The organism is Sphingobium chungangianum, assembly GCF_977014255.1.
In genome coordinates this window covers 1,086,468-1,109,962 of record NZ_CDRNIV010000006.1, presented here as the reverse complement: position 1 = coordinate 1,109,962, position 23,495 = coordinate 1,086,468, and the positions used below count along the sequence as shown (strand labels likewise).

Annotated in this window: 27 protein-coding genes and 1 pseudogene; 22 read left to right on the top strand and 6 right to left on the bottom strand. The window is 62.2% G+C overall.

Annotated elements, in window-relative coordinates; translation table 11 throughout:
• Nucleotides 1–64 precede the first annotated feature (64 nt).
• Nucleotides 65–463: a thermonuclease family protein gene (locus ACWNC0_RS12530; protein ID WP_449471972.1), complete on the top strand. Its 399-nt coding sequence runs from the start codon at nucleotides 65–67 to the stop codon at nucleotides 461–463.
• 421 nt (nucleotides 464–884) lie between these two features.
• Here the strand turns inward: ACWNC0_RS12530 and ACWNC0_RS12525 are convergent, their stop codons facing one another.
• Complete coding sequence (locus ACWNC0_RS12525) at nucleotides 885–1,787, bottom strand: DUF7946 domain-containing protein (RefSeq protein ID WP_449471971.1); 903 nt, start codon at nucleotides 1,785–1,787, stop codon at nucleotides 885–887.
• Nucleotides 1,788–1,919: 132 nt separating this feature from the next.
• Nucleotides 1,920–2,261, bottom strand: a complete 342-nt coding sequence (locus tag ACWNC0_RS12520) for a hypothetical protein (protein ID WP_449471969.1) — start codon at nucleotides 2,259–2,261, stop codon at nucleotides 1,920–1,922.
• 261 nt (nucleotides 2,262–2,522) lie between these two features.
• On the opposite strand from ACWNC0_RS12520, the gene ACWNC0_RS12515 reads away from it, so the two are divergent.
• The 9 genes from ACWNC0_RS12515 (at nucleotide 2,523) to ACWNC0_RS12475 (ending at nucleotide 6,928) form a co-directional block, all read left to right on the top strand.
• On the top strand, nucleotides 2,523–2,816 hold the full coding sequence (locus ACWNC0_RS12515; RefSeq protein ID WP_449471968.1) for a carph-isopro domain-containing protein: 294 nt from the start codon (nucleotides 2,523–2,525) through the stop codon (nucleotides 2,814–2,816).
• The gene (locus ACWNC0_RS12510) at nucleotides 2,816–3,034 is read left to right on the top strand and encodes a hypothetical protein (protein ID WP_449471967.1); all 219 of its coding nucleotides are present in this window, start codon (nucleotides 2,816–2,818) and stop codon (nucleotides 3,032–3,034) included. Before ACWNC0_RS12515 ends, ACWNC0_RS12510 begins: the two co-directional genes overlap by 1 nt.
• Nucleotides 3,031–3,519 (top strand): hypothetical protein, encoded by a 489-nt coding sequence (locus ACWNC0_RS12505; protein ID WP_449471965.1) that lies wholly within the window; start codon nucleotides 3,031–3,033, stop codon nucleotides 3,517–3,519. The genes ACWNC0_RS12510 and ACWNC0_RS12505 overlap by 4 nt, the downstream gene beginning before the upstream one ends.
• Complete coding sequence (locus tag ACWNC0_RS12500) at nucleotides 3,519–3,827, top strand: ogr/Delta-like zinc finger family protein (protein WP_449471964.1); 309 nt, start codon at nucleotides 3,519–3,521, stop codon at nucleotides 3,825–3,827. Before ACWNC0_RS12505 ends, ACWNC0_RS12500 begins: the two co-directional genes overlap by 1 nt.
• A gap of 104 nt (nucleotides 3,828–3,931) precedes the next feature.
• Complete coding sequence (locus ACWNC0_RS12495; RefSeq protein WP_449471962.1) at nucleotides 3,932–4,342, top strand: hypothetical protein; 411 nt, start codon at nucleotides 3,932–3,934, stop codon at nucleotides 4,340–4,342.
• A gap of 85 nt (nucleotides 4,343–4,427) precedes the next feature.
• The gene (locus ACWNC0_RS12490; RefSeq protein ID WP_449471961.1) at nucleotides 4,428–4,670 is read left to right on the top strand and encodes a DUF2312 domain-containing protein; all 243 of its coding nucleotides are present in this window, start codon (nucleotides 4,428–4,430) and stop codon (nucleotides 4,668–4,670) included.
• Between the two features lie 130 nt (nucleotides 4,671–4,800).
• On the top strand, nucleotides 4,801–5,013 hold the full coding sequence (locus ACWNC0_RS12485; protein WP_449471959.1) for a hypothetical protein: 213 nt from the start codon (nucleotides 4,801–4,803) through the stop codon (nucleotides 5,011–5,013).
• A gap of 133 nt (nucleotides 5,014–5,146) precedes the next feature.
• Nucleotides 5,147–5,359, top strand: coding sequence for a hypothetical protein (locus ACWNC0_RS12480; protein WP_449471958.1), 213 nt, complete (start codon nucleotides 5,147–5,149; stop codon nucleotides 5,357–5,359).
• Between the two features lie 3 nt (nucleotides 5,360–5,362).
• Nucleotides 5,363–6,928 (top strand): recombinase family protein, encoded by a 1,566-nt coding sequence (locus tag ACWNC0_RS12475; RefSeq protein ID WP_449471956.1) that lies wholly within the window; start codon nucleotides 5,363–5,365, stop codon nucleotides 6,926–6,928.
• 194 nt (nucleotides 6,929–7,122) lie between these two features.
• Here ACWNC0_RS12475 and ACWNC0_RS12470 read toward each other — a convergent pair whose 3' ends face one another.
• Together ACWNC0_RS12470 and ACWNC0_RS12465 are read right to left on the bottom strand one after the other, a co-directional pair.
• A complete protein-coding gene (locus ACWNC0_RS12470) occupies nucleotides 7,123–7,338 on the bottom strand; it encodes a HigA family addiction module antitoxin (RefSeq protein WP_449474612.1) in 216 nt (71 codons plus the stop codon).
• A gap of 84 nt (nucleotides 7,339–7,422) precedes the next feature.
• Nucleotides 7,423–7,710 carry a type II toxin-antitoxin system RelE/ParE family toxin gene (locus ACWNC0_RS12465; protein WP_449471955.1) on the bottom strand — a complete coding sequence of 96 codons (288 nt, stop codon included), beginning with the start codon at nucleotides 7,708–7,710 and terminating at the stop codon, nucleotides 7,423–7,425.
• A 242-nt stretch (nucleotides 7,711–7,952) separates the two neighbouring features.
• On the opposite strand from ACWNC0_RS12465, the gene ACWNC0_RS12460 reads away from it, so the two are divergent.
• Nucleotides 7,953–8,384: a universal stress protein gene (locus ACWNC0_RS12460; RefSeq protein WP_449471953.1), complete on the top strand. Its 432-nt coding sequence runs from the start codon at nucleotides 7,953–7,955 to the stop codon at nucleotides 8,382–8,384.
• 57 nt (nucleotides 8,385–8,441) lie between these two features.
• On the opposite strand, the gene ACWNC0_RS12455 is transcribed toward ACWNC0_RS12460, so the two are convergent.
• The gene (locus ACWNC0_RS12455; protein ID WP_449471951.1) at nucleotides 8,442–10,340 is read right to left on the bottom strand and encodes a potassium transporter Kup; all 1,899 of its coding nucleotides are present in this window, start codon (nucleotides 10,338–10,340) and stop codon (nucleotides 8,442–8,444) included.
• Between the two features lie 189 nt (nucleotides 10,341–10,529).
• Here ACWNC0_RS12455 and ACWNC0_RS12450 point away from each other — a divergent pair, with 189 nt between their 5' ends.
• From ACWNC0_RS12450 to ACWNC0_RS12435, 4 genes are all read left to right on the top strand, one after another.
• Complete coding sequence (locus tag ACWNC0_RS12450) at nucleotides 10,530–11,756, top strand: NAD(P)/FAD-dependent oxidoreductase (RefSeq protein WP_449471949.1); 1,227 nt, start codon at nucleotides 10,530–10,532, stop codon at nucleotides 11,754–11,756.
• 141 nt (nucleotides 11,757–11,897) lie between these two features.
• Nucleotides 11,898–12,575, top strand: coding sequence for a head GIN domain-containing protein (locus tag ACWNC0_RS12445; RefSeq protein ID WP_449474611.1), 678 nt, complete (start codon nucleotides 11,898–11,900; stop codon nucleotides 12,573–12,575).
• A 324-nt stretch (nucleotides 12,576–12,899) separates the two neighbouring features.
• A complete protein-coding gene (locus ACWNC0_RS12440; protein ID WP_449471947.1) occupies nucleotides 12,900–14,174 on the top strand; it encodes an ammonium transporter in 1,275 nt (424 codons plus the stop codon).
• A 4-nt stretch (nucleotides 14,175–14,178) separates the two neighbouring features.
• The gene (locus ACWNC0_RS12435; RefSeq protein ID WP_449471945.1) at nucleotides 14,179–15,024 is read left to right on the top strand and encodes a glycosyltransferase family 2 protein; all 846 of its coding nucleotides are present in this window, start codon (nucleotides 14,179–14,181) and stop codon (nucleotides 15,022–15,024) included.
• On the opposite strand, the gene ACWNC0_RS12430 is transcribed toward ACWNC0_RS12435, so the two are convergent.
• On the bottom strand, nucleotides 15,021–16,352 hold the full coding sequence (locus tag ACWNC0_RS12430) for an MFS transporter (RefSeq protein ID WP_449471944.1): 1,332 nt from the start codon (nucleotides 16,350–16,352) through the stop codon (nucleotides 15,021–15,023). The genes ACWNC0_RS12435 and ACWNC0_RS12430 overlap by 4 nt on opposite strands.
• Nucleotides 16,353–16,518: 166 nt before the next feature.
• Here ACWNC0_RS12430 and cyoA point away from each other — a divergent pair, with 166 nt between their 5' ends.
• From cyoA to ACWNC0_RS12395, 7 genes and pseudogenes are all read left to right on the top strand, one after another.
• A complete protein-coding gene (gene cyoA, locus ACWNC0_RS12425; RefSeq protein ID WP_449474610.1) occupies nucleotides 16,519–17,661 on the top strand; it encodes a ubiquinol oxidase subunit II in 1,143 nt (380 codons plus the stop codon).
• Between the two features lie 210 nt (nucleotides 17,662–17,871).
• The gene (gene cyoB / locus ACWNC0_RS12420) at nucleotides 17,872–19,890 is read left to right on the top strand and encodes a cytochrome o ubiquinol oxidase subunit I (protein WP_449471943.1); all 2,019 of its coding nucleotides are present in this window, start codon (nucleotides 17,872–17,874) and stop codon (nucleotides 19,888–19,890) included.
• A gap of 6 nt (nucleotides 19,891–19,896) precedes the next feature.
• Nucleotides 19,897–20,541, top strand: a complete 645-nt coding sequence (cyoC, locus tag ACWNC0_RS12415) for a cytochrome o ubiquinol oxidase subunit III (protein WP_449471941.1) — start codon at nucleotides 19,897–19,899, stop codon at nucleotides 20,539–20,541.
• Complete coding sequence (gene cyoD / locus ACWNC0_RS12410; RefSeq protein ID WP_449471939.1) at nucleotides 20,538–20,930, top strand: cytochrome o ubiquinol oxidase subunit IV; 393 nt, start codon at nucleotides 20,538–20,540, stop codon at nucleotides 20,928–20,930. The genes cyoC and cyoD overlap by 4 nt, the downstream gene beginning before the upstream one ends.
• Nucleotides 20,927–21,643 (top strand): SURF1 family protein, encoded by a 717-nt coding sequence (locus tag ACWNC0_RS12405; protein WP_449471938.1) that lies wholly within the window; start codon nucleotides 20,927–20,929, stop codon nucleotides 21,641–21,643. Before cyoD ends, ACWNC0_RS12405 begins: the two co-directional genes overlap by 4 nt.
• A complete protein-coding gene (locus ACWNC0_RS12400) occupies nucleotides 21,640–22,968 on the top strand; it encodes an ATP-binding protein (RefSeq protein WP_449471936.1) in 1,329 nt (442 codons plus the stop codon). Before ACWNC0_RS12405 ends, ACWNC0_RS12400 begins: the two co-directional genes overlap by 4 nt.
• Nucleotides 22,958–23,490, top strand: a pseudogene (locus ACWNC0_RS12395) (response regulator transcription factor). The gene ACWNC0_RS12400 and the pseudogene ACWNC0_RS12395 overlap by 11 nt, the downstream one beginning before the upstream one ends.
• Nucleotides 23,491–23,495: the final 5 nt, after the last annotated feature.

Here is a 23,495-nt window from a genome sequence, read left to right as displayed (position 1 = left end):
TCGTTCCCCTCAACGGACGAGACGCCGCGCCTGGGGCAGCAACAGAAGGATCGTCAAACTCGCTGTGCTCGGGTTGATCTTCGGCGGCGTCATCATCGCCAAGTCGGTCGGTTGGGAGTCGCCCGCCTCGGAAGCCGCGACTTTTCAATGCCCCTCCCCTCACGTTGTCGACGGCGACACGATTCGCTGCGGATCGACGCGAGTCCGCCTGTCCGGCATCGATGCGCCCGAAATGCCGGGCCATTGTCGGCCTGGCCGCGAATGCACGCCAGGCGATCCCATCGCCAGCAAGGAAAACCTCCGAGCGCTCCTTTCCAATGGTCCGGTGCAGTGTGAACGAACGGACACCGACGTTTACGGTCGCACAGTCGCCCGCTGCACCGCCGGCGGCGCGGACCTGTCCTGCGCACAGATCGCTGCCGATCATGCCGTTCGGCGCTATGCCTTACTGATCTGCCGGTGAGCATGATGCCTTAAGCCCGCCGAACTTTTCCACAGAGAAAATTCCTGCCGAGCATTTTACCTATTTCCTATTCCGCGTCGCGCCCTCATTGAGAACAGATGAGGAACGGAACAACGAACACTATTGCGATCCGGCTCACCCCAGGCTGCGAAGCTCGATGCTCCTCCTGTCGAATCAAATGCGCGACGGCGGTCCAGCTTCGGGACGATCTGTGGCGTGAGTTGGAATTGTGCCTCCGCCTCCAAGCGCAACGCCCAAGCTCTGAAAACACGCTGGCGGTGCGGTCGCTTCGAAATCAGCTTGCAGCAGCCGAGGACGAGTTTGAGCGGGTTCGGCCCAAGGGCTCCTCCTCGAGACGAGTTGGAATAGGGCCGCGCAGTTCTTACGGGGTGGCTCTGCACTAAGACGACGCACTCCCCAGTCAATCGATCTCCCGCACGAACTCCAGGATTTGGATTTTGGCCAGGATGCCGTTCTTGTAACCCTTTCGCGCCACCACCTCGATCCGAGAACGTTTCTGCGCTGCGGCCGTGTAGGCATTCTGGTCCGCTTCGAAGGCCGGGTCCATGACCTCCGCCATCATGAATCCATCCCGATCGGGGTTTTCGATGCTCAAGACGCTGGAATGATATTTGAAACCGTCGGTTTTCAGCACGGCATTGCCGATCGGCCGCCATTCCATCTTCTGCGATTCACGAATGGCGTCGGCACCCTCGATGTCGATCACTCGGGCTTCACCCCTGCCCGCTCGGAATGAGGCGGTGTCGACAGATCTCCCTCGCCCCACAGGGGCGACATAGTCGACAGCTGCCGACCCACTACCCGCGATCGACCTCTTGAGCAATTCTTGCATGCCCATCGCCTCTTCGTGCCGCCGCGCATCGACGGCATCGATGACCGCCAGGGCATCGCGCTGGCTCGCCGTTAAAGCGGCCAGTCCAGCCGCATGCATGTCGGCCATCTTCTGGATTGCTATTTCCACGGCTTGATCCTCGCCTTTGAAATAGTCGAGCACCGCCTGCACGTAATGCGCAATAATCTCCGGCCCAACCGCTTGCAGAATGGGAATGCCGATCGCCAATAGCTCGGAAACTTCCTGCGACAGCGCGGGAAGTTGATAGGAACCCGCTTTGGGCTCCTTAACCTTGAGCACCAGCGGCGCACGTTCGCCGCGCTTAGGAAGACGCTGGAGGGAAAATATGACGGTGCAGTCGGAAACAAGGCGATCAATACCTTGAAGTGATTGGCCGAGCAGCTTCGCGTCGATCTTATGGTGGAGAGCGTCGCCCCCGTCGTAGCTGATCAGTATCGGGGGAACTTCCATATCAACTCTCCGACAGGTTGAGCATTTCCTGCGGTAAGCTGTGGCATTACTGAGTCAAGTTGTTGATTTGTTTGATCCGCGATGCCACGAGTTCAAAACGCGAACATCAATGCTAAACGCCCGGAAGAGTCGTCACTGTTCTGCAGCACTCAAATCCGCGCCCATGCTCCGGCCAAGCGGTGCCACCACCCCCTGATCAACAGCCACAGGGCCGATCCCTGCGAAGCCGGACGGAAGGCGCTGAGCCAGAATACGCGCGGCTTCCGTTCGGGTTGCGTTTTCCGGGACCAAAGCCAGAAGCGTTTCGAACATGTCGGCCAAGGCGTCTTCACTTGGCAGCATCACCGGCAGGCTGACGAACTGGACGGACGGTTTCGCCGCTTCGATCTTCCTGGCTTCAGGCTCTGCTTCCACGTCCTTTAGCCCGGCCAATGCCATCACTTCAGCAGCATCTAAGCCATGGCGCGCCAGCACATCTGCAATTGCACGAGTTCATCTCGAGCGGCAAGGTCGCCTTCTTGTACCGCTTCTCATCTTCAAAGTAGGCGTATCGAGAATAACCGATACCCAACTCTTCAGCCATTTTTCGAATGGTGAGCGAGGGTTGAGCGCGCGATCTTAGCGCCTTTAACTTTGGTCCGACAGAAGTCATGCCGGACTGTGTGTGAAATTTTTGCACGCGTCTGTGCAAATTATGGCTTGCATGTTGTGCAAATATTTTGCACAAGAAAAATCATGAAACGGAACATCTCAGTTTTCGCGTTGTTCGGCGGGGTTCGACCCATGGCTCGGGCCATCGGTGAGCCTTCGTCAAACGTGGCCGCTTGGAAGCGGGTAGGTCGCATCCCCGCCGAAAAGCAGCCTCATGTGCTCCAGACTGGGAACGCGTTGGGACTCGCCATCACCGCTGAACATGTCGTGTTCCCTCTCGGAAGGCCGGACGCCGCCCTTCCCTCCGATCTAGATCAGATCTCGAATGCCGTCCCTTGCGATCGGCAGACCGTCCCGCAACGAAAGGACATCGCCTGATGGACCGGCAATTGAACGATGCCGCGCGCTACACGCTGCGCGGCCGCTTCGTGGCGAGGCACAGCTACGTCGTTCCGGAAGAACTGACACCCGCCTTCCGGGATGAGCAGGCCGAACCTGCCCCGGCTCTACCCCGCTGGTATTCCAGCGCGGCCTTTACCACGATCAGCACGATCCTGATCTTCTTCATGTGCTCTGTGGGCAGGGCTGGCGCATGACGAAAGTTCGCGCTCCCCTCTCCTTTGCGCTTGCGCTGACCACGGTCTGCGGTCTGATCGGTTGGGATCGAGCCGGCAAGATCGTGCGCCGTAAGGAACGGACGCTGCGCCATTGGAGCGAGAGCGACAAAAAGGGCACGCCTACGCTGGACCAGGCGATCGCTTTGGACCGGGCCTTCATCGAACAGGGCGGCGGCTTTGCACCGATCCTCGAAAGCTATGCACGGCAGCTGGATGTCGCCCTTGCCGACACGCTGGCCTGCCGTGTGGCGCTGGGCGACGACATCGCTATGGCCACGCGGGAGACCGGCGAGGCCCTCTCCTACTGCATTCAGGCTCTACAGCCCGGCGCATCGCCCGCGGTCATTCACCGCGCCATCATGGAAACGGAGCAAGCGGACGCGACATTCCCGCGCCTTCTCCGGCGGCTCAGATCTTTACTGCTCGGCAATGGGGCCGCGCGGGAAGCAACGGGGGGAATCTGATGTCGGGTCGACCGCTTCAACTGCCACATGTCACATGCCCGGCCTGCGGGGGCCGCGCCTTTGCCCGATCCATCGGGAAGAAAAGCGCCACCTATCGTGAGGTCTATTACCACTGCCGGAATCCCGATGCCTGTGGGCATCAATTCGTGGTGGCGATGGAGGCGATTCGGTCTGTGAAGCCCAGCCGGTTCCCCGTCCCCATGGCGGTCCTGCCCGTCAGCCAGTGGCACGCGGCGGCGAACGACCGCGCAGCCAATGACGATGACCGGCAGCCCAGCCAACCGCCTGCCGACGCCGTGACCGGTTAAACCAGGCGGGCAAAGCGGCCCGCATCCCGCACCGATTTCCTTCGTCCACCGGCACCCCCGTTTGCCGGAACGCCCTTCCTTTATCCAAAACAGGAGTTTCGAACATGCTTCACGCCGATCTGTCGCGCTCCGACGCCGGAACGCCGATCATTCAGCCCTGGGACTATGTCGCCATGCGCCGCCGCGCCGCCGGCCTGTCCATCGAGCAGGTTGCGAACGCGCTCGGCGGCAAGGCCTATGAACGGCATCTACGGAAGCTTGAACTGCCAGGCGTCCGCATCAAGATCGTCGCCAACCTCTCGGCGGCGATGTTCTTCAGCGAGAACGTATACCGGCAGCTGGCCGACCTGCCGCCGCATCAGCATCCGCGGCTCTGCGGCAGCTGCGGCTGGGACGCACATACCGATCAGCCCGATCGCCAAGACAATCTGACGACCTGGTCGCGCCAGAACGCGGCGATCTGCACCCGCTGCGAGCAGGCCCTCGACGCGCAGGAGCTTAGCCGGTGCGCCTGATCAAGATCCTACTGATCTCCGCAACCATCCTCGCCACGCCCTTCATCATCGCCTGGGCGCTGGCCAATACAAAAGGCAATTCACGATGAGCCAAGGAAATGTGGCAGCCGATCAGCTGCGCCTGCTTCTCGAGAAGATCGAGCGCCTGGAGGAAGAGAAGAAGGGCATCGGCGACGACATTCGCGATGTCTACCTCGAAGCCAAAGCGACCGGCTACGACACCAAGATAATGCGCCAGATCATCCGGCTGAGGAAGATGCCGGCGCATGATCGCCAGGAGATGGAGGCGATCCTCCAGACCTATCTCGCAGCGCTGGGGATGGAGTGATGCTCCACACGGCTCCATCCTGCCGGCTGCCTGGCCAAATGGCACCGATTGACCGCGCGGCCTCACGCGCTGTCGTTCGGAAGGATGGAGCCGCGCCCGTCGCTCGCCTCAATCCGGATGGAGAGAGCCGTTGAACATTCCGCTCGAAAGCATCGCCCTTGCCAGGGACGAATCTCTCCACGTCGCTTTTCACACCAAGACGGAAAAGTGGTGGGCGACAGTTGGACCTGAAAAGCAGGGCCAGCGTGCTGTCGGCACCGGCGACACGCCCATCGCCGCACTTGAAAGCATGCTGGCCCATCTCGACCGAACCGCTCGCCCCGCGAATGGGGGTGCCCGATGACCGCAAGGCCTTGCCTGTGCACCTGTCCTGAATGTGTGCGCCTCGATCGACAGCATCCCCGCGACGGCAGGCAGTTGTCCCTTCTCCCAACCAAAATCAGACGCCCACGCGCGTCACGACAGGTAACTGAAATATGACCACCGCCGCACTGAAGCTCTCCGCCCCCCGCCGCAAGGGCTGCCAAACCGGAAAAAGCGTGCGCCTCGATCCCGCACTCGCGCGGATCGTGGAGGCGCTGGCAGACCACATGGTCGACCAGGACATTCGCCGCCTGCGCGCCAATCAGCCTCTCGCCGCTTTCTTCGCCGACCATCAACCAGCGATGTCGGCCGTTAGCCTCGCCTGATCTATGCGGACGATCCTATACGCCCGTTATTCCAGCGAACTGCAAAATGCGCAGTCGACGATCGACCAGATCGCCTCGTTGCGTGAACGCGCCGACCGCGAAGGCTGGACGATCATCGACACGTTCGCCGACGAGGAAATCAGCGGACGCGCAGGCATCGGCGAAATGCAGCGCCCCGGCCTCAACGCAATGCTCAACCGCATAGAGCGCGGCGATGTCGATCAGGTACTCGCCGAAGCGACCGATCGCATCGCGCGGCATAGCGGTGATGCCCATGCCGTGCGCGAGCATCTGGAGCATTTTGGCGCGCGTCTCTTCACTCTGGCCGACGGCCATGTCGATGAAATCACCGGCACCATCAAAGGCTTGATGGATGCTCGCTTCCTCAAGGATCTGGCCGACCGCATTCGTCGCGGGCAGCGCGGCCAGCACGGCCGCGGCTTCAACGCAGGCGGCCGGGCCTATGGCTATCGCGTCGTGAAAGAAATCGGCGACGACGGCGAAATCGTCCGCGGCATCTTGGAAGTGCATGAAGAAGAAGCGGCCATAGTGCGCCGCATTTTCGATGAGACGATTGCCGGCGTATCCGCGCGAGCGATCGTCAAGGCTCTCAATCAGGAGGGAATTCCTTCGCCCAGCGGCAAGCTATGGGCCACCAACGTGATCCATGGCGATCGCATCCGTGCGAACGGGATCCTGCGCAACAATCTCTACCGCGGCGTGATGGTCTACGGCCGCACGCGCCGCACCTATCATCCCAAGACGCGCCGCTACGTCGCGCGCGTAAATCCGGTGAGCGAGTGGCGCTTCGTCGAGGTGCCGCATCTGCGCATCGTCAGCGACGAACAATGGTCTGCGATCGAGGCGCGCTACGCGGCCTTCGACGGCGATATTCGCAAGATGAAGCGCCACCCCAAGCGCCTGCTGTCCAACCTCGGCAAATGCGGCGAGTGCGGCGGCACCTGGACGGTCATAGGTCCCGACAAATGGGGCTGCGCCGCGCGGAAAGCGAAGGGCATCTGCACAAACACCCGCACCGTTTCGACGCGCCTCTATGAACAGCGCGTCCTGGGACAGCTGAAGCAAATGCTGCTCGATCCCGACGCCGTGGCTCTCTTTGTCGAGCGCTACAACGCCGGCATCCGTGCTCGCCAGGCCGAAGCCGGTGCGAACCGCGCTCCCCTGGAGCGGAAAGCATCAGACCTGCGGGCGAAAATATCGCGTCTGGTCGACGCGATCGCTGACGGGGCCGGCGAGTTTCAAGAGGTGAAGGATCGCCTCCGCACCGCGCGCGCCGATCTCGCCGAAACGGAAGCTCAGCTGACGGCCATGACGTCGGCCACGCCGCTCGAGCTCTCGATTGACCTACCCGACCGCTATCGCGCCTATGTAGCCGAACTGGACGCCGCCCTCGCCACCGAAGGCACGGCACGAGAGCGCGCGGCCTCTGCGATCCGAGAACTGATCAACTCAATCACCCTGACTGCCAAAGCCGAAGGCCGAGGCGTCGAAATCCATGTCGAAGGCCGCATGGCCAATATCATCAACCTAGCAAAGCAATCTGGATAGGTATCTTTCCATTGGGAGCGGTCCTCCGCTACCATCGGAAAGCCTGGATATCCTTGATTTTTGCCTTCGGGCCGGCCGTAAGCACGGCCTTTTTTGATGTTCACAACGTCCCGTGAAATCCGCAGAATTTCGTCAAATTCGTTAGGTTACAGCGCCTTCATGCAGCATGGATGCAACATGACGCGGACGCTATTTCACGCAGCGATCAGGCTCCGCACGGCCAGATCGGCTTCATGCTCGCGCGCCTTGCCCAACTCGTAGCGCGCCTGCATCCGCATCAGCGTCTCCGCCTTCACACCAAAGGCATGCTCGAAGCGGATCGCCATATCAGCCGAAAGGGCCGCCCGCCCGTTCAGAAGCGAACTGATCGACTGCCGACTGACGCCGAACGCCTCGGCCAGATCGTTGATCGAAACGCCATGCGCCTCGACAATCTCGGTCTTGAGCCATTCGCCCGCATGGACCGCGAACGACGGATGAAATCTTGATAGCCATCAGTGATAATCCTCCAGGTCCAGATCTACGACGGCGCCCTGCTCATCAAGCGAAAAGGTCAGGCGCCAGTTTCTAGTCACGGTCATCGCCCATGTCCCGGCACGGTCGCCGGTCAAGGGGTGAAGCCCGTAATTTGGAGGTGTTGAAAGTTCGTCCAGCGTGTCGGCATCAATGATGAAGTTGACCATCTTGAACAGCCGATCGACCAGATCGCCAGGTAGTCCTTTGGCTTTGCCTGTCTCAACAAACCGCCGCAGAGCTTTGTGGCTTATGCTCTCGATCTCCATAGATGGAAGGTAGCGCTTTACGCACTCGTGTCAAGTGTGGCTTTACATTTTGCGGTTAGCAAAAGAGGGACCTAACTCCGGCAATCCTTCAGATTCGTACCAATCGCGCCATCCTCACGCTCTTTTGCGTCCGGCGCCGGGACATCTGCGCGCTGTCATCTCGGCTGAAACTCTTTGTTACAGACGCTACACCTTTCGGCTCGCCCCTCCTGATAGAAGTCAAGGTCAAGAGAGGAGAGACCATGGCTTTTTCATCTATATTGGTCGCTATCGACATCCATGATCCTGATCACGCAAAGTCCGCGCTGGAAGCAGCAGCAGCGCTTTCCGCAGGCGGCGCGAAAGTGCATATCCTTTATGTGCGATACTTTCTGCCAGTGAATTATGAAGGCGCGATCACCGTCGACTTCGACACGCAGGAGATCACAGAGGCTCAGCGACAAGTCGACGAATGGAAAGCCGAGTTCGGCCTGACCAATGCCACTTTCGCATCCCATCGCGGCCGAGTGCGTGATGAAGTTCTGGATGAAGCGCAGCGGGTGGGCGCCGACCTCATCATCATCGGCTCTCATCAGCCGTCCCTCTCATCCCGCGTGCTGGGCTCCAACGCCGCCGCGATCGTCCGCAATTCGCCGATCAGCGTGCTCATCGCTCGTCAGAAAGAGATCGGCTAACTGATGCCCCGCCAGCCGATGGCTTGCCCGCCATCGGCAATCGGCGTGATCGCTAGATCAGATTTCCAGCTGCGACCCCAGTTCGACCACCCGATTGGTCGGCAGCTTGAAAAACGCCATCGGGCTTTCCGCATTGCGCACCATCCAGGCGAACAGCCGCTCGCGCCATATGGCCATGCCGGGGCGGGATGACGGCACCAACGTCTCGCGGCTGAGGAAATAGCTGGTGTCGGCCACGCCGATCGGCCCGCCACAGTCGCGCACCGCCTTCATCGCGGCGGGCACATCGACATTTTCCATGAAGCCGTGACGCAGCATCAGGCGATAGAAACCCGCGCCATGATCTTCGACGCTGGTACGGCCTTCATAGGGCAAATGCGGGACTTCCTCCGCGCGCACGGTCAGGATGATGTTGCGCTCATGCAGGATGCGGTTGTGCTTGACGTTGTGGAGCAGGGCCGGCGGAACACCCTCCGTCGTTGAGGATAGGAAGATCGCCGTACCCGGCACCCGCTTCAGTGACGCTCCGGCCGACTTGATGAACAAGTCGAGGTCCATCGCATCTTCGCGCAGACGGTTACGCATGATCCGTCGCCCAGAAGCCCAGGTCGTCAGCACCAGGAAAGCTATGGCCGCGACCAGCAGCGGGAACCATCCCCCATCCGGAATCTTCGTCGCGTTCGACAGGAAATATGCACCATCGATGATCAGGAACAGGCCCGTCACCATGCCCGCGACGAAGGGGTTCCAGCGCCAGACGCTGAACATCAACGCCCCCATCATGCAGGTGGTGATGACCATCGTGCCAGTGACCGCAATGCCATAGGCCGCCGCCAAATTGCTCGAACTGCCAAAGCCCAGCACCAGCATGATGACCAGCACTAGCAGCGTCCAGTTGATCAGCGGCATATATATCTGCCCCGCCGCCGATGCGCTGGTATGCAGGATGCGCAGGCGCGGCAGGAAACCCAGCTGCACCGCCTGCCGCGTCACGGAAAAGGCACCGGATATGACCGCCTGGCTCGCGATCACCGTCGCCAAGGTCGCTAGGATCACCAGCGGTAGCCTCGCCCATTCGGGGGCAAGCAGGAAGAACGGATTTTGCGCCGCCGCTGGCTCATCGAGCAGCAACGCCCCCTGCCCCAGATAATTGAGCATCAGGCACGGTAGCGCCGCGTAAAGCCACGCGATGCTGATCGCCTTGCGCCCGAAATGCCCCATATCGGCATAAAGCGCCTCCGCCCCCGTCACCGCCAGCACCACCGATCCCAAAGCCAGAAACGCCAGTTTAGGGTCGATCAGGAAGAAGCGCAGCGCCCACCAAGGATTGACGATGGCGAAGATCTCCGGGTGCCGCCATATATTGGTGACGCCCAGAATTGCGAGCGCCAGGAAATAGACCACCATGATCGGGCCGAACAGCGCACCGACTCGCGCCGTGCCGATGCTCTGGATCACGAACAGGGCGATCAGGATCGCGATCGCGATCGGCAGCACCAACGGCGTCAGCCCCGCCTGCACCACCGTCAGCCCCTCTACCGCCGAGAGGACAGAGACCGCCGGCGTGATGATCGCATCGCCATAAAAGAGCGCGGTGGCAAGCACGCCCAGCGCCGCGACCGTCGGCGTCCAGCGCGTCTCGCCCATCCGCCGCCCGATCAGCGCCAGCAGCGCCATGCTGCCACCCTCGCCATTATTGTCGGCTCGCAGGATGATGAACACATATTTGACCGTGACGACCATGGTCATGGTCCAGAAGATCAACGACAGCACGCCATAGATATGGGCCGGGTCAACCGTCAGCGGATGGTGGCCGACAAAGCTTTCCTTCAGCGCATAGAGTGGAGAGGTCCCGATGTCCCCAAACACCACCCCCAACGCGCCGAGCGCGAGGCCGTGTAGCGGACCATGCGCTGCATGGCTCCCCCCGCTAACCGGCAAATCCTTGTCAGCCATAAGGCAGAAAACCCCCAACTTTGGCGAGCGCCTATGCCACAATCAGGGATGGCAGCGCCATGGGGGACAGGCGGCCATTCGCTATTTTATATTTTGCCCCGCCAACTCCAAAAGTCCCGCCTACCCCTTGTCAGTCCGGGGAAAGCGCGCCAAGGACGGCAGCAACTTGGACTGAGGGGATGCTGGCCGATGAGCCATTATGACGTTCTGATCGTAGGCGCGGGCCATGCAGGCGCGCAGGCGGCCATTTCGCTTCGTCAACTCGGCTTTGAAGGGTCCGTCGCCATGATCGGTGACGAAAAATACCCGCCCTACGAACGCCCCCCGCTGTCGAAGGAATATTTCGCGGGCGACAAGGTCTTCGACCGCATCCTCATCCGCCCCGCCGCCTTTTGGGAAGAGCGCAAGATCGACATGCTCCTCGGCCGCCGGGTGAAGGCTGTCGATCCGGAAAACCAGACCGTCACTGCGGGCAATGAGCAGATTTCCTACGGCAAGCTCATCTGGTGCACGGGCGGCAGCCCGCGCATGCTGACCTGCGACGGCGCCGACGCGCCCAACGTCCATGCCGTCCGCCGCCGCGACGATGTCGACGCCATGATGGCGAAGATGGACCAGATCAATCATGTCGTCGTGATCGGCGGCGGTTATATCGGGCTGGAAGCAGCCGCCGTGCTGACGAAGTTCGGCAAGAAAGTCGTTCTGCTCGAAGCGCTCGACCGCGTCCTCGCCCGCGTCGCTGGGGAAGAACTCTCCCGCTTCTACGAAGCCGAACATCGCGCCCATGGCGTCGATCTGCGCACCGGCGCCGCGATGGACTGCATCGAGGTGCAGGACGGCAAGGCGACCGCCGTGCTGATGCAGGATGGCGAGCGGATTGAAACCGACATGGTGATCGTCGGCATCGGCATCGTGCCCGAAACCGGCCCGCTGATCGCAGCGGGCGCTGTTGGCGGCAATGGCGTCGATGTCGATGAATATTGCCGCACCAGCCTGCCCAACATCTATGCTGTCGGCGACTGCGCATCCCACGCCAACCGCTTCGCGCGCGGCGCCCAGCTGCGCCTTGAGTCGGTGCAGAATGCCAATGATCAGGCAAAGACCGCCGTCGCCCACATCATGGGCAAGGAAGAAGCCTATGACGCCGTGCCCTGGTTCTGGTCCAACCAATATGATCTGAAGCTCCAGACCGTGGGCCTTTCGATCGGCCATGACCACACCATCCTGCGCGGCGATCCGGCAACCCGCAGCTTCTCAGTCCTATATCTGAAGGCCGGAAAGATCATCGCGCTCGATTGCGTCAATGCAGTGAAGGACTATGTGCAGGGCCGCGCCCACGTCCTTTCCGGCGCACTGCTTGATCAGGCGCAGCTGGCCGATTCCTCGGTCCCGCTGAAGGAAGTCGGCCTCGCCTGACGAAGCCCCTCTTTGCGGCGTCTGATCAACTTGATCGCGTGGGAATTTGCCGCCTCAAGGCACGACGCTATCAACTTTGTCGAAAGCGTTTTGCGGTAGGGCGGCACCATGACAGGTCGATCGCGAAAGCCCCTCCACCTCATGATAGTAGCCGCTTCGCTGCTACCGTTACCGGCCATGGCTGCAACGCGCGGCTATACCATCACCAGCTTCGACGCGATCCGGGTCGACGCGCCTGTGGAGGTGATCATCACCACGGGCGCTGGCGCTTCCGCCAAAGTCGATGGCGATCAATCCCTGATCGAACGGCTGCACATAGATGTATCGGGGCGCCTGCTGACCATCAGGATGGACCGCGCCCAACCCGGTGAGAAAAGCGGCGGCCGTGCCACCGTCCGGCTCTCGACCGGCACGCTTGAAAGGCTGGTGCTGACCGGCGGCGGCTCCATCTCGGTCAGTCGGATGAAGGGTTTGCGCGGAGAGATCGTGCTTGGCGGCAATGGCGACGTCAGTGTCGCGGCGGTTGACCTCGATCAACTCAGCCTCGGCCTCGCAGGCGCAGGCCGCGCAACGCTGGCCGGGCGAGCCGCAATCGCGACAGTGCGCGTAAATGGTCCGGGCGCCGTAGCTGCCGATGGCCTGCACGTCCGTCAGGCGACAGTGAGCAATGACGGCCCCGGCAATGTCGCCCTGACCGCAGACGTGACCGCCAAGATATCGGCATCAGGCTCGGGTGACGTCACCGTAGTCGGCAAGGCCGCCTGCCAGGTCGAAAATCGCGGCACGGGCCGCATCTCCTGCGGTGGCGAAGCCTATTAGAGCTTGATCGTCTTACACGGAAGAATCGGCATCAAGGCTGATTTTCCGTCACCCCGGGCTCGACCCGGGGTCTCGCTCCTTTTCTGACGCAGCCGAGGCAGCGGGACCCCGGATCAAGTCCGGGGTGACGATCACTCACATATGAGCATGCTCTAGCGCGCCGGGGCTTTCGTCGCGATCACGCAACCCCGTTCGGGCTGAGCTTGTCGAAGCCCCTTCTCTTTCTTGAAAACCCCGCCCCACAACCCCGCCGACCACTAACCTTATCAAAGTGTTTACCGCCACCCCATAGACCATAGGACACCAGACATATCGGATCGTCCCATGTTCGCTCGTGCCCTCCTCCTCTTCCTCTTCATGGCCTCGCCCCAAACGGCAGAAGCGCAGGTAGCGGTGGCCGTCGCAGACAGCGGAGACACGGCCTGGATGATCCTCTGCGCCCTCCTCATACTGCTCGCCGGGCTTCCGGGCCTGCTCCTGCGCCACGCGGGCCTCGTCAATATACGAAGCGCGCTCTCGGCAAGCACCCAGCTTATAGTCGTCGCGGCGGGCGCATCGCTCGCCTGGGCCATCGCGGGCTATAGCCTCAGCTTCGCACCGGGCAGCGCATGGCTGGGCGGCGGAGCGAACCTCCTACTCGCCAACCTCGGCTCCCTGAAGGCTGGGCTGACCGTTCCCGAATCCGCCTTCGTTCTGTTCCAGATGGCCCTGGCACTCTTTGCCGTCTGCCTCCTCCCCGGCGCCACGGCGGGACGCGCGCGCTTCGGCTGGATGGCGGCCCTTGCCCCGCTCTGGCTGCTGATCGTCTATGCCCCGTTGGTTCATGGCATCTGGGGCGGCGGCTGGCTTGCAGCGCTCGGCGTCATCGACTTTTCCGGCGGCCTCGTCATGCACATGAGCGCAGGCTTTTCAGCGCTCGCACTCTCCCTGATCCTCGGCCGCCGACCCCGACAAGTCGGCGCAAGCCACGCACCCGTGCTCAGCCTCGCGGGTGGCGCATTGATCTGGATCGGCTGGGCGGGCATTTCCGGCGGTTGGGCTCTTGGCGCCACGGACAATGCCGCCACGGCCATCCTCAACACGCATTTCGCGGCCTGCGCGGGCGCCCTCGCATGGGCGCTGTCGGATCGCGCCGCGACCGGCCGCATAAGCGCCACCGGCATCATGTCGGGCGCCGTCGCTGGTCTCGCCGCCATATCTGCCTCCGCCGCCCTTTCGGGTCCCGGAGGCGCAATGCTGATCGGCCTTGCCGCCGCGCTTCTCTGCCGCATCGCAAAGGCGACGTTCGGGCGCGGCGTCGATGATCCGGCGTCGGTCTTCCTGCTGCATGGACTCGGTGGCTTGATCGGCGCCCTGCTGTTGCCGCTCTTCGTTCAGCCTTTCCTTGGCGGCGTCGGTTTCGAAGGCGACATCAGCCTCACGACGGCCATGCTGAGCCAGTTGGCCGGTGTCATCGCCGTCGCTCTCTGGTCCATGGCGGGAACCTCTATCGTCGCGCTGCTGCTATCGGTCGTACTGCCCATGCGTTTAACGGCAGAGGAAGCCGCTGAGGGTCTTGATCAGGTCGACCACGGTCAGCAGGGCTGGGACTTCCGCTGACATCATGAGCATCGCCGTCGGCATCTTCGCCCATCAGGAGGAGCGGCGGATCGCCACCTGCCTCGCCTCGCTCCCGCTGGACCGGGCGGACACCGTCTATCATGTCCTCGTCAATGGCTCGACCGACGCCTCCGCCTCCCGCGCCCGCGACATCACAGCCGGACGCGCCAATGTCCGCGTGCATGACATCGCCCAGGGCGGCAAATCGCGAACATGGAACCACCTGATCCATGATCTGCTGGACGGAACCGACGAAGCCGTCATCCTCCTCGATGGCGACGCTCAGATCGCACCCGGCTCCATCGACGCGCTGGTGGCAGCGGTAGAACGCAACGGAATCAATGCAGCGGCGGGCATGCCGCTCAACGGCCGCATGGCCGCGCATTACCGCCACCTTCTGTCAACAGACGGCGGTCTCTTCGGCGACCTCTACGCCCTCTCGGGCCATTTCGTGAACCGCATCCGCGCGCGGCGCCTGTATTTGCCCGATGATCTGATCGGCGACGATGGCCTCGTCGCCGCCTGGGCTCATACCGACCTGCAAACTGACGCCGCCTGGCAACGTGAGCGTGTCGCGCCATGCGAAGAGGCAGGCTTCCTCTGCGAACCCGTCCGCCTCACCAACCCTGCAAGCTGGCGCATGCAATATCGCCGGATGACCAACTATTCGCTGCGCTTCTTCCAGAACCGCATCGTGTCCGACATCATGGGTGGGCAAGGACCTGACGCCCTGCCGCGCGAACTTCGCAGCCTCTACGCCGCATGGCTCCCCCGCCTCGCCCCGCGCTCCGGCCCCACCGGCTTTTTCGACCGAAAAGCGCTCGCCCGGATGCGGCAGGCAGCCGCTTAGCGGTCCTTGCCCGCCAGTTCCTTGTTGATAAAGAGCGCCAGCCCCGTCACGACCGCGCCGGAAAACAGATAAGCGCCAGAAGCCGCCAACCCAAATGTGACCGACAGCGCCAGCGCCACCAGCGGCGCAAACCCCGCCCCCACCAGCCAGGCAAGGTCCGAAGTCAGCGCCGACCCCGTATAGCGCGTCCCCGTCGAGAAATTCGACGCCACCACACCCGAAGACTGCCCAAAGCTCAACCCCAGCAGCATGAACCCCAGGATCATGAACGCGATCTCGGCCAGCTCGCCACCATTGAGCAGCAGCGGTGCGGCAATGCTGAATATCCCGATCCCCAGCGCTGACCAGGCGAGCAGCTTACGCCGCCCCACCATGTCCGCGACAAATCCGGACACGACGATCGCCAGCACGCCCACGCTCGCGCCGATCGCCTCGATCACCAGGAAGCGCTCCAGTGGCTGTTTCGTATAAAGCGCGATCCACGACAGCGGGAACACCGACACCATGTGAAACAGCGCAAAGCTCGCCAGCGGAGCGAACGCGCCGATAACGATATTCCGCCCCTCCGTCCGCACCGTCTCGATAACCGGCGAAGGCTGCAACTCCCGCGCCTCGAACAGCCGCTCGAACTCATGCGTCACCACGATCCGCAACCGCGCGAACAGCGCCACCACATTGATCGCGAACGCCACGAAGAAGGGATAGCGCCAGCCCCAATCCAGGAAATCCGCCCGCGACAGATTGAACAGGAAAAAAGCGAACAACCCACTCGCCACCACCAGCGCCAGCGGCGCGCCCAGCTGCGGCATCATCGCATACCAGCCGCGCTTGTTCTGCGGCGCGTTCAGCGACAGCAACGACGCAAGCCCGTCCCACGTCCCGCCCAGCGCAATCCCCTGCCCCGCCCGCAACACCGCGAGCAGCACCGCCGACCAGATGCCCACCGTCTCATATCCCGGCAGGAAGGCGATAAACGCCGTCGATCCCCCCAGCAGGAACAACGCGATGGTCAGCTTCACCCCCCGCCCATAGGCCCGGTCCACAGCCATAAAGATGAACGACCCGATCGGCCGCGTCACAAACGCCAGCGCGAAGATGGCAAAGGACCACAGCGTCCCCGCCAGCGGACTCAAAAAGGGAAAGACATGCGCCGGAAAAACGATGCACGACGCGATCGCATAGACGAAGAAGTCGAAAAATTCCGAGGTCCGCCCGATGATCACGCCAATGGCAATCTCGCCCGGCGCGACCTTATGGTCCCGCGCCGTCACAAGGCGTGCGTCGCGCTCCATCTGCGTGGAGGATGGCGTGGTGGTCGCGGCGTTCATCGATCTGGACTGGCCTTCATGCTGCGGGAACGATCCATGCCAAACATCGTTGCAGCATAGCGAATCGCCCCGGTGGTCGAAAGGCCATTGCCCTATTTTGCGCCTGCGAGGGGATAGGACAAAAGGTCCAATGTCGATCGCCACGCCACCCCCTTATGCGGGCTTCATGACCGCACGCCCTCGCCCCTTTTCTCGAGCTTTTCTGAGCCAACTCGCGCCCTTGCTGCTTCTGCCGCTCGGCGCGTGCAACTGGGTGGTCATGTCCCCCGCTGGCGATGTCGCAGTGCAGCAGCGTGACCTGATCGTCATTTCGACCCTGCTCATGCTGCTCATCATCCTGCCCGTCATGGCCACGACCATCTGGTTCGCCTGGCGCTACCGGGAAAAGGCGCAGGCGAAGGATTATGATCCCGATTGGGACCATAGCACCAGCCTTGAACTGCTGATCTGGTCCGCCCCACTGCTGATCATCATCGCGCTGGGCGCCATCACCTGGACCAGCACCCACCTGCTCGACCCCTACCGCCCGATCGAACGCCTCGATCACACACGCAAGGTCGAGCCCGCCGCCAAGCGCCTTCAGGTCGAAGTCGTAGCGCTCGATTGGAAATGGCTGTTCATCTATCCCGAACTCGGCATCGCCACGGTGAATGAACTCGCCGCGCCCGTGGATCAGCCGATCGAGTTCAAGATCACCTCCGCGACGCTCATGAACAGCTTCTTCGTGCCCGCGCTGGCCGGACAGATCTACGCCATGCCCGGCATGCAGACGGTCCTCCACGCCGTCGCCAACAAGCCCGGCAATTTCGAAGGCTTCTCCGCCAACTATTCCGGCGCAGGCTTCTCCCACATGCGCTTCCGTTTCAAGGCGATGGATCAGGCCGGTTTCGACCGCTGGGTAGCGCAGGTGAAGGCCAGCAACGCAAAACTCGACCGCGCCACCTATGTGAAGCTGGAGCAGCCGAGCGAAAAAGTGCCGCCCATGTACTTCGCAGGCGTCGAGCCAAAGCTCTTCCACGCCGCACTCAACATGTGCGCCCAACCCGGCAAGCGCTGCATGGATGAGGTCATGATGACCGACATGATGGGCGGCGGCGGTAAGGAATCGGCGCGCGATACCGAAGGCCTGCGCCATGACGGCACTATCGACGTCGGTGGCTTTCACCCTGTCGAGCCGGGCAAGAAGGGCGAGATCGCGCAGCCTGTCGGCATGACGCCAGCGGCGGAGCGCGCGCCTGCTGCGCAAGGCCATGAAGCGCCGGGGCAGAAGGATGCCGATGGACATGCAGGCGGTCATCATGGGCATTGAACTGATCACTAATTCACCCCTCCCCTTCAGGTCGAACGGAGGCACGCGACTCCGTTCGAGGGCCGGGGGTGGGGGAGCGCCCCAAGCGCCGCACCATCCGGCCCGACCCCACCCCAACCCTTCAAACGAGTCACGTGCCTCGTTTGAACCTGAAGGGGAGGGGCTAAACCCAGCTTCCCCCTCCCCCTCCCTCCCAAGGCCCTGACCCCCATGTCCCCTCATCCCGCATCCGAAAACAGCGGCATCTGGAAACTGATCTTCGGCCGCCTCGACTGGAGCGCCGTCCCGATCCACGAGCCGATCGTCATGGGCACCTTCGTCGCCGTCGTCATCGGCGGCATCGCGGTCCTTGGCCTCGTCACCAAATATCGCCTCTGGGGCATGCTGTGGCGCGACTGGTTCACCACCGTGGACCACAAGCGCATCGGCATCATGTACATGATCCTCGGCCTCATCATGTTCCTGCGCGGTTTCGCTGATGCGCTCATGATGCGCCTGCAACAGGCATGGGCGTTCAACGGCTCGGAAGGCTATCTGAACGCGCATCACTACGACCAGATATTCACCGCGCACGGCGTCATCATGATCTTCTTCGTCGCCATGCCGATGATCACCGGAATCATGAACTATATGGTCCCGCTGCAAATCGGCGCGCGCGACGTCAGCTTCCCCTTCCTCAATAATTTCAGCTTCTGGATGACCACGGCAGGCGCCGTCATCACCATGATGTCGCTGTTCGTAGGTGAATTCGCCCGCACCGGCTGGCTCGCCTATCCACCCCTGTCAGGCATCGCCTACAGTCCCGGAGTAGGCGTCGATTATTATATCTGGGGCCTTCAGATAGCAGGCATCGGCACGCTGTTATCCGGCGTCAACCTGATCGCGACCATCGTAAAGATGCGCGCGCCCGGCATGTCGATGATGAAGCTCCCCATCTTCGTCTGGACCTCGCTCTGCTCGAACATCCTGATCGTCGCCGCGTTCCCGGTGCTGACCGCCGTTCTCGCTCTGCTCACCCTCGACCGCTACGTCGGCACGGCGTTCTTCACGAACGACATGGGCGGCAACCCCATGATGTATGTGAACCTCATCTGGATCTGGGGCCATCCGGAGGTCTATATTCTCATCCTGCCGCTGTTCGGCGTGTTCAGTGAAGTCACCTCGACCTTCTCGTCAAAGCGCCTCTTCGGCTATTCCTCGATGGTCTATGCGACGGTCGTCATCGCGATCCTCAGCTACCTCGTCTGGCTGCACCACTTCTTCACCATGGGGTCGGGCGCCAGCGTCAACAGCTTCTTCGGCATCACGACGATGGTCATCTCGATCCCGACCGGGGCCAAGCTCTTCAACTGGCTCTTCACCATGTATCGCGGCCGCATCCGGTTCGAACTGCCGATGATGTGGACGGTCGCCTTCATGCTGACCTTCGTGGTCGGCGGCATGACCGGCGTGCTGCTCGCGGTGCCGCCCGCGGACTTCGTGCTGCACAACTCGCTGTTCCTGATCGCGCATTTCCATAACGTGATCATCGGCGGCGTGTTGTTCGGCCTGTTCGCGGCGATCAACTACTGGTGGCCCAAGGCGTTCGGCTTCAAGCTGGACCGGACATGGGGCGTGCGCAGCTTCTGGCTGTGGGTCGTCGGCTTCTGGGTTGCCTTCATGCCGCTCTATATCCTCGGCCTGATGGGCGTCACCCGCCGCATGCGCGTGTTCGACGATCCCAGCCTGCAAATCTGGTTCCAGATCGCGGCCCTCGGCGCCCTCATGATCGCGGCGGGCATCGCCTGCATGCTCATCCAGTTCGCCGTCAGCATCATCAACCGTGACAAGCTGCGCGACACGACCGGCGACCCATGGGACGGCCGGACGCTCGAATGGGCGACCAGTTCGCCGCCGCCAGACTATAATTTCGCCTTCACCCCCGTCATCCATGACGGCGACGCATGGGCGGACATGAAGAAGCGCGGCTATCAGCGTCCGCTCTCGGGCTATGAAGCCATCCACATGCCCAGCAACACCGGCACCGGCGTCATCATCGCGGGCCTGTCCGTGGCCTTCGGGGTCGGCATGATCTGGTACATGTGGTGGCTCGCGGGCCTCAGCTTCATCGGCATCCTGGCCGTCGCGATCGGCCACACCTTCAACTACAAGCGCGACTTCTACATCCCCAAGGATGTCGTCGAGCGCACAGAGGGCGAGCGCACGCGCAGCCTCGCGATGCAGGGCTGAACCATCATGGCAAGCGCACCCACTGTAGACGCCGCTTTCCTCGACAAGGACGGCAACCCGCTCTTCCATCTGGAACATGAGCCTCACCATCCGGAAGGCTCCAGCACCATGCTGGGCTTCTGGATTTACCTGATGAGCGATTGCCTCATCTTCGCCTGTCTCTTCGCCACCTATGCGGTGCTGGGGGGAAGCTATGCGGCGGGGCCAAGCCCGAAGGACCTGTTCGACCTGCCGCTCGTCGCGCTCAACACCGCGATGCTGCTCTTCTCGTCCATCACCTATGGCTTCGCCATGCTGGCGATGGAAAAGAACCGGGTGGCAGCGACGCAAGGCTGGCTGGCTATCACCGGCCTGTTCGGCCTCGCCTTCCTGTCGATCGAGCTGTACGAATTCGCGCACCTCATCCATGAAGGCGCGACCCCGATGCGCTCGGGCTTCCTGTCCGCCTTCTTCACGCTGGTCGGCACGCACGGGCTGCACGTCACGTTCGGCACGATCTGGCTGGTGACGCTGATGGTGCAGGTCGCCAAAAAGGGCCTGATCCCGGCCAACCAGCGCCGCCTCATGTGCCTGTCGATGTTCTGGCACTTCCTCGACGTCGTCTGGATCGGCGTTTTCACCTTCGTCTATCTCATGGGGATGCTGCGATGAGCGCGCACGACCACAGCCATCACGACGATCATCATGGGCACGCCCCTGCCCATGGCACCTTCGGCAGCTACATGATCGGTTTCGGCCTGTCGGTGATCCTGACGGCCATCCCCTTCTGGCTGGTCATGACGGGAGTGTTGGGCGATCCGCAACTGACCGCCTTCACCATCATGGGCTTCGCGGTCGTGCAGATATTGGTCCACATGATCTACTTCCTGCACATGAACACCCGGTCGGAAGGCGGCTGGACGATGCTGGCGTTGATCTTCACGATCGTGCTGGTCGTCATCACCCTGTCCGGTTCCATCTGGGTCATGTATCATCTCAATCACAATATGATGCCGCAGATGCAGGATATGAGCGTGCATGACATGAGCCAGATGCCGTGACAGTCCCCCAACCCTGCCGCCGATCGGCGGGGTTCCTGATCATCTTCTCCATCGCCGCCGCCCTGGCGGTCACGGGGTTGGTCAGTCTGGGCGTCTGGCAGGTGAATCGCCTGGCATGGAAGCGCGACCTGATCGCAAAGGTCGAAAGCCGTGTTCACGCCTCGCCCGTCCCGGCTCCTCCTTCGGCCAGCGACAATGACGCCTATCGCCGGGTGATCGCGACCGGCCATTTCCTGCACGACCGCGCGACTTTGGTGCAGGCTTCGACGGTTCGTGGAGCAGGCTTCTGGGTGCTGACTCCGCTGGTTACCAATCGCGGCTTCACCCTGCTCGTCAACCGCGGCTTCGTACCGCCTGAGGCGCGCACCGACTTCTCCACACCAACCGGTCAAGTTCGAGTGACCGGGCTGATGCGCCTCAGCGAACCGGGCGGCGGCTTCCTGCGCTCAAACGATCCTCAAGCAAATCGCTGGTATTCACGCGACGTTGCCGCCATCGCCGTCGCGCGCCAGCTTCGCGCGCCGGTCGCCAATTATTTCATCGACGCCGAACGCAACGGCCCGCCAGCATCCCTTCCCATAGGCGGCCTCACCGTCCTTACCTTCCCCAACAGCCATCTTTCCTACGCCCTCACATGGTTCACGCTGGCGGCGATGGCGGCTGGCGCCTACATCTTCGTCATGCGCCATGAATGGAAGGAAAGACGGTCTTGAAGCGGTGGCTTTCCACCGGCGCCCGCCTGCTGCCCAGCCAATGGCCAGCGGACGCGGCCGGGCGCAAGAATATGGCGCTGCTCGCCCAGCTTCGCTGGATCGCGATCGCCGGACAGGTCGCGACGATCCTCTTCGTGCATTGGGGCATGGGGATCAGCTTACCTGTCGCCGCCATGCTGCTGGTCGCCTCGATCGGCGCAGCCGTGAATATCGCCACCTTCGCAACGCTGCGCCGCCGTACCGACGTTGCGCATATCGAGCTGTTCCTGGCGCTGGTCTTCGACGTGCTCTTGCTGACAACCCAACTGTATCTCAGCGGCGGCGCGACCAATCCCTTCATCGCCCTCTACCTGCTTCAGGTCGCGCTGGGCGCGGTGCTGCTCGATCGCTGGAGCATCTGGGGCATCGTCCTTCTATCGCTGCTCTGCGCCGCCCTGCTGTCCCTTGTCTATCGGCCGCTGGAGCTTACGGACGCGCTGGAGGGCCGCCTTTTCGACCTCCACATCCTCGGCACCTGGATTTGCCTTGCCATGATCGCAGTGCTGCTCGTCCTCTTCATGAGCCGGGTGACCCGCAACCTCCAGGCCCGCGAAGCCTATCTCGCCCAATTGCGCCAACAGGCGGCTGAGGAAGAACATATCGTCCGCATGGGCCTTCTCGCGTCAGGCGCCGCTCATGAACTCGGCACCCCCCTCTCCCAGCTCGCCGTCGTGCTGGGCGACTGGCGCCACATGCCCGAGATCACCGCGCACCCGTCCCTTCTCGAGGAAGTCGGCGAGATGCAGGCAGCCGTCCAACGCTGCAAACAGATATTGACAGGCATTCTCATTTCCTCCGGCGAAGCCCGAGGCGAAGCTCCAAAAGTCACGCCAATTCGCGATTTCATTCTTGAAATCGCCCAAAGCTGGCGCTCCGCCAACCCCACCATCCCCCTCCGCTGCGATTTCGGCCCCCACGATTATCCCCGCATCATCGCCGATCCCGTCATCCGCCAAGCCATCACAAACCTGCTCGACAACGCCCGCGAAGCAGGCGCCACCTACATCGACCTGCTCGTTGGTCGCGACAGCAACTCGCTCAACATCGCCGTCCGCGACAATGGCAAGGGCTTCAGCGAACAAATGCTCGCGGACTTCGGCAAACCCTACCGCTCCAGCAAGGGCAAGCAAGGCAGCGGTCTCGGCCTCTTCCTGGTCGTAAACGTGGTCCGAAAACTCGGCGGCAACGTCTCTGCCAGCAATGGCGCAGACGGCGGCGCACTCATCCTGCTCCGCCTCCCGCTCAGCACAGTCGCCTTCGAAGAGGAGTTGCCCAATGGAGGATGACCGGCTGCTGGTCCTTGTCGAGGATGACGAAGCCTTCGCCAGAACGCTCAAGCGCTCCTTTGAACGGCGCGGTTATCAGGTCCTGACCGCTGACAATCATGCCACCCTTCTCGCCCTGCTCGAGAAACACCGTCCCCACTATGCAGTAGTCGATCTCAAGCTCGCATCTGAGTCCGCCTGGTTTGCGTCCAGACGCTTCATGCCCATGATCCCGACATGCTGATCGTCGTCCTGACCGGCTTTGCAAGCATCGCGACCGCTGTCGAGGCGATCAAACTCGGCGCCTCGCATTATCTCGCCAAGCCCTCAAACACGGATGACATCGAAGCAGCATTCGCCCGATCGACGGGCGACCCATCAACGCCCCTCGCCCCTCGTCCGACATCGATCAAGACCCTAGAGTGGGAACATATTCATGAAGTGTTAAAGGACAGCGACTTCAACATATCCGAAGCAGCGCGCCGCCTCGGCATGCATCGCCGGACTTTGGCACGAAAGCTCGCCAAGCGGCAGGTCGGCTGATGCAG

Bases quoted from the DNA above. Each gene is read 5' to 3' on its own strand.
- ACWNC0_RS12525 (WP_449471971.1), bottom strand. From the start codon at position 1,787: ATGGAAGTTCCCCCGATACTGATCAGCTACGACGGGGGCGACGCTCTC.
- ACWNC0_RS12515 (WP_449471968.1), top strand. From the start codon at position 2,523: ATGAAACGGAACATCTCAGTTTTCGCGTTGTTCGGCGGGGTTCGACCC.
- ACWNC0_RS12510 (WP_449471967.1), top strand. From the start codon at position 2,816: ATGGACCGGCAATTGAACGATGCCGCGCGCTACACGCTGCGCGGCCGC.
- ACWNC0_RS12505 (WP_449471965.1), top strand. From the start codon at position 3,031: ATGACGAAAGTTCGCGCTCCCCTCTCCTTTGCGCTTGCGCTGACCACG.
- ACWNC0_RS12500 (WP_449471964.1), top strand. From the start codon at position 3,519: ATGTCGGGTCGACCGCTTCAACTGCCACATGTCACATGCCCGGCCTGC.
- ACWNC0_RS12495 (WP_449471962.1), top strand. From the start codon at position 3,932: ATGCTTCACGCCGATCTGTCGCGCTCCGACGCCGGAACGCCGATCATT.
- ACWNC0_RS12490 (WP_449471961.1), top strand. From the start codon at position 4,428: ATGAGCCAAGGAAATGTGGCAGCCGATCAGCTGCGCCTGCTTCTCGAG.
- ACWNC0_RS12480 (WP_449471958.1), top strand. From the start codon at position 5,147: ATGACCACCGCCGCACTGAAGCTCTCCGCCCCCCGCCGCAAGGGCTGC.
- ACWNC0_RS12475 (WP_449471956.1), top strand. From the start codon at position 5,363: ATGCGGACGATCCTATACGCCCGTTATTCCAGCGAACTGCAAAATGCG.
- ACWNC0_RS12465 (WP_449471955.1), bottom strand. From the start codon at position 7,710: ATGGAGATCGAGAGCATAAGCCACAAAGCTCTGCGGCGGTTTGTTGAG.
- ACWNC0_RS12460 (WP_449471953.1), top strand. From the start codon at position 7,953: ATGGCTTTTTCATCTATATTGGTCGCTATCGACATCCATGATCCTGAT.
- ACWNC0_RS12455 (WP_449471951.1), bottom strand. From the start codon at position 10,340: ATGGCTGACAAGGATTTGCCGGTTAGCGGGGGGAGCCATGCAGCGCAT.
- ACWNC0_RS12450 (WP_449471949.1), top strand. From the start codon at position 10,530: ATGAGCCATTATGACGTTCTGATCGTAGGCGCGGGCCATGCAGGCGCG.
- ACWNC0_RS12445 (WP_449474611.1), top strand. From the start codon at position 11,898: ATGATAGTAGCCGCTTCGCTGCTACCGTTACCGGCCATGGCTGCAACG.
- ACWNC0_RS12440 (WP_449471947.1), top strand. From the start codon at position 12,900: ATGTTCGCTCGTGCCCTCCTCCTCTTCCTCTTCATGGCCTCGCCCCAA.
- ACWNC0_RS12435 (WP_449471945.1), top strand. From the start codon at position 14,179: ATGAGCATCGCCGTCGGCATCTTCGCCCATCAGGAGGAGCGGCGGATC.
- ACWNC0_RS12430 (WP_449471944.1), bottom strand. From the start codon at position 16,352: ATGAACGCCGCGACCACCACGCCATCCTCCACGCAGATGGAGCGCGAC.
- cyoA (WP_449474610.1), top strand. From the start codon at position 16,519: ATGACCGCACGCCCTCGCCCCTTTTCTCGAGCTTTTCTGAGCCAACTC.
- cyoB (WP_449471943.1), top strand. From the start codon at position 17,872: ATGTCCCCTCATCCCGCATCCGAAAACAGCGGCATCTGGAAACTGATC.
- cyoC (WP_449471941.1), top strand. From the start codon at position 19,897: ATGGCAAGCGCACCCACTGTAGACGCCGCTTTCCTCGACAAGGACGGC.
- cyoD (WP_449471939.1), top strand. From the start codon at position 20,538: ATGAGCGCGCACGACCACAGCCATCACGACGATCATCATGGGCACGCC.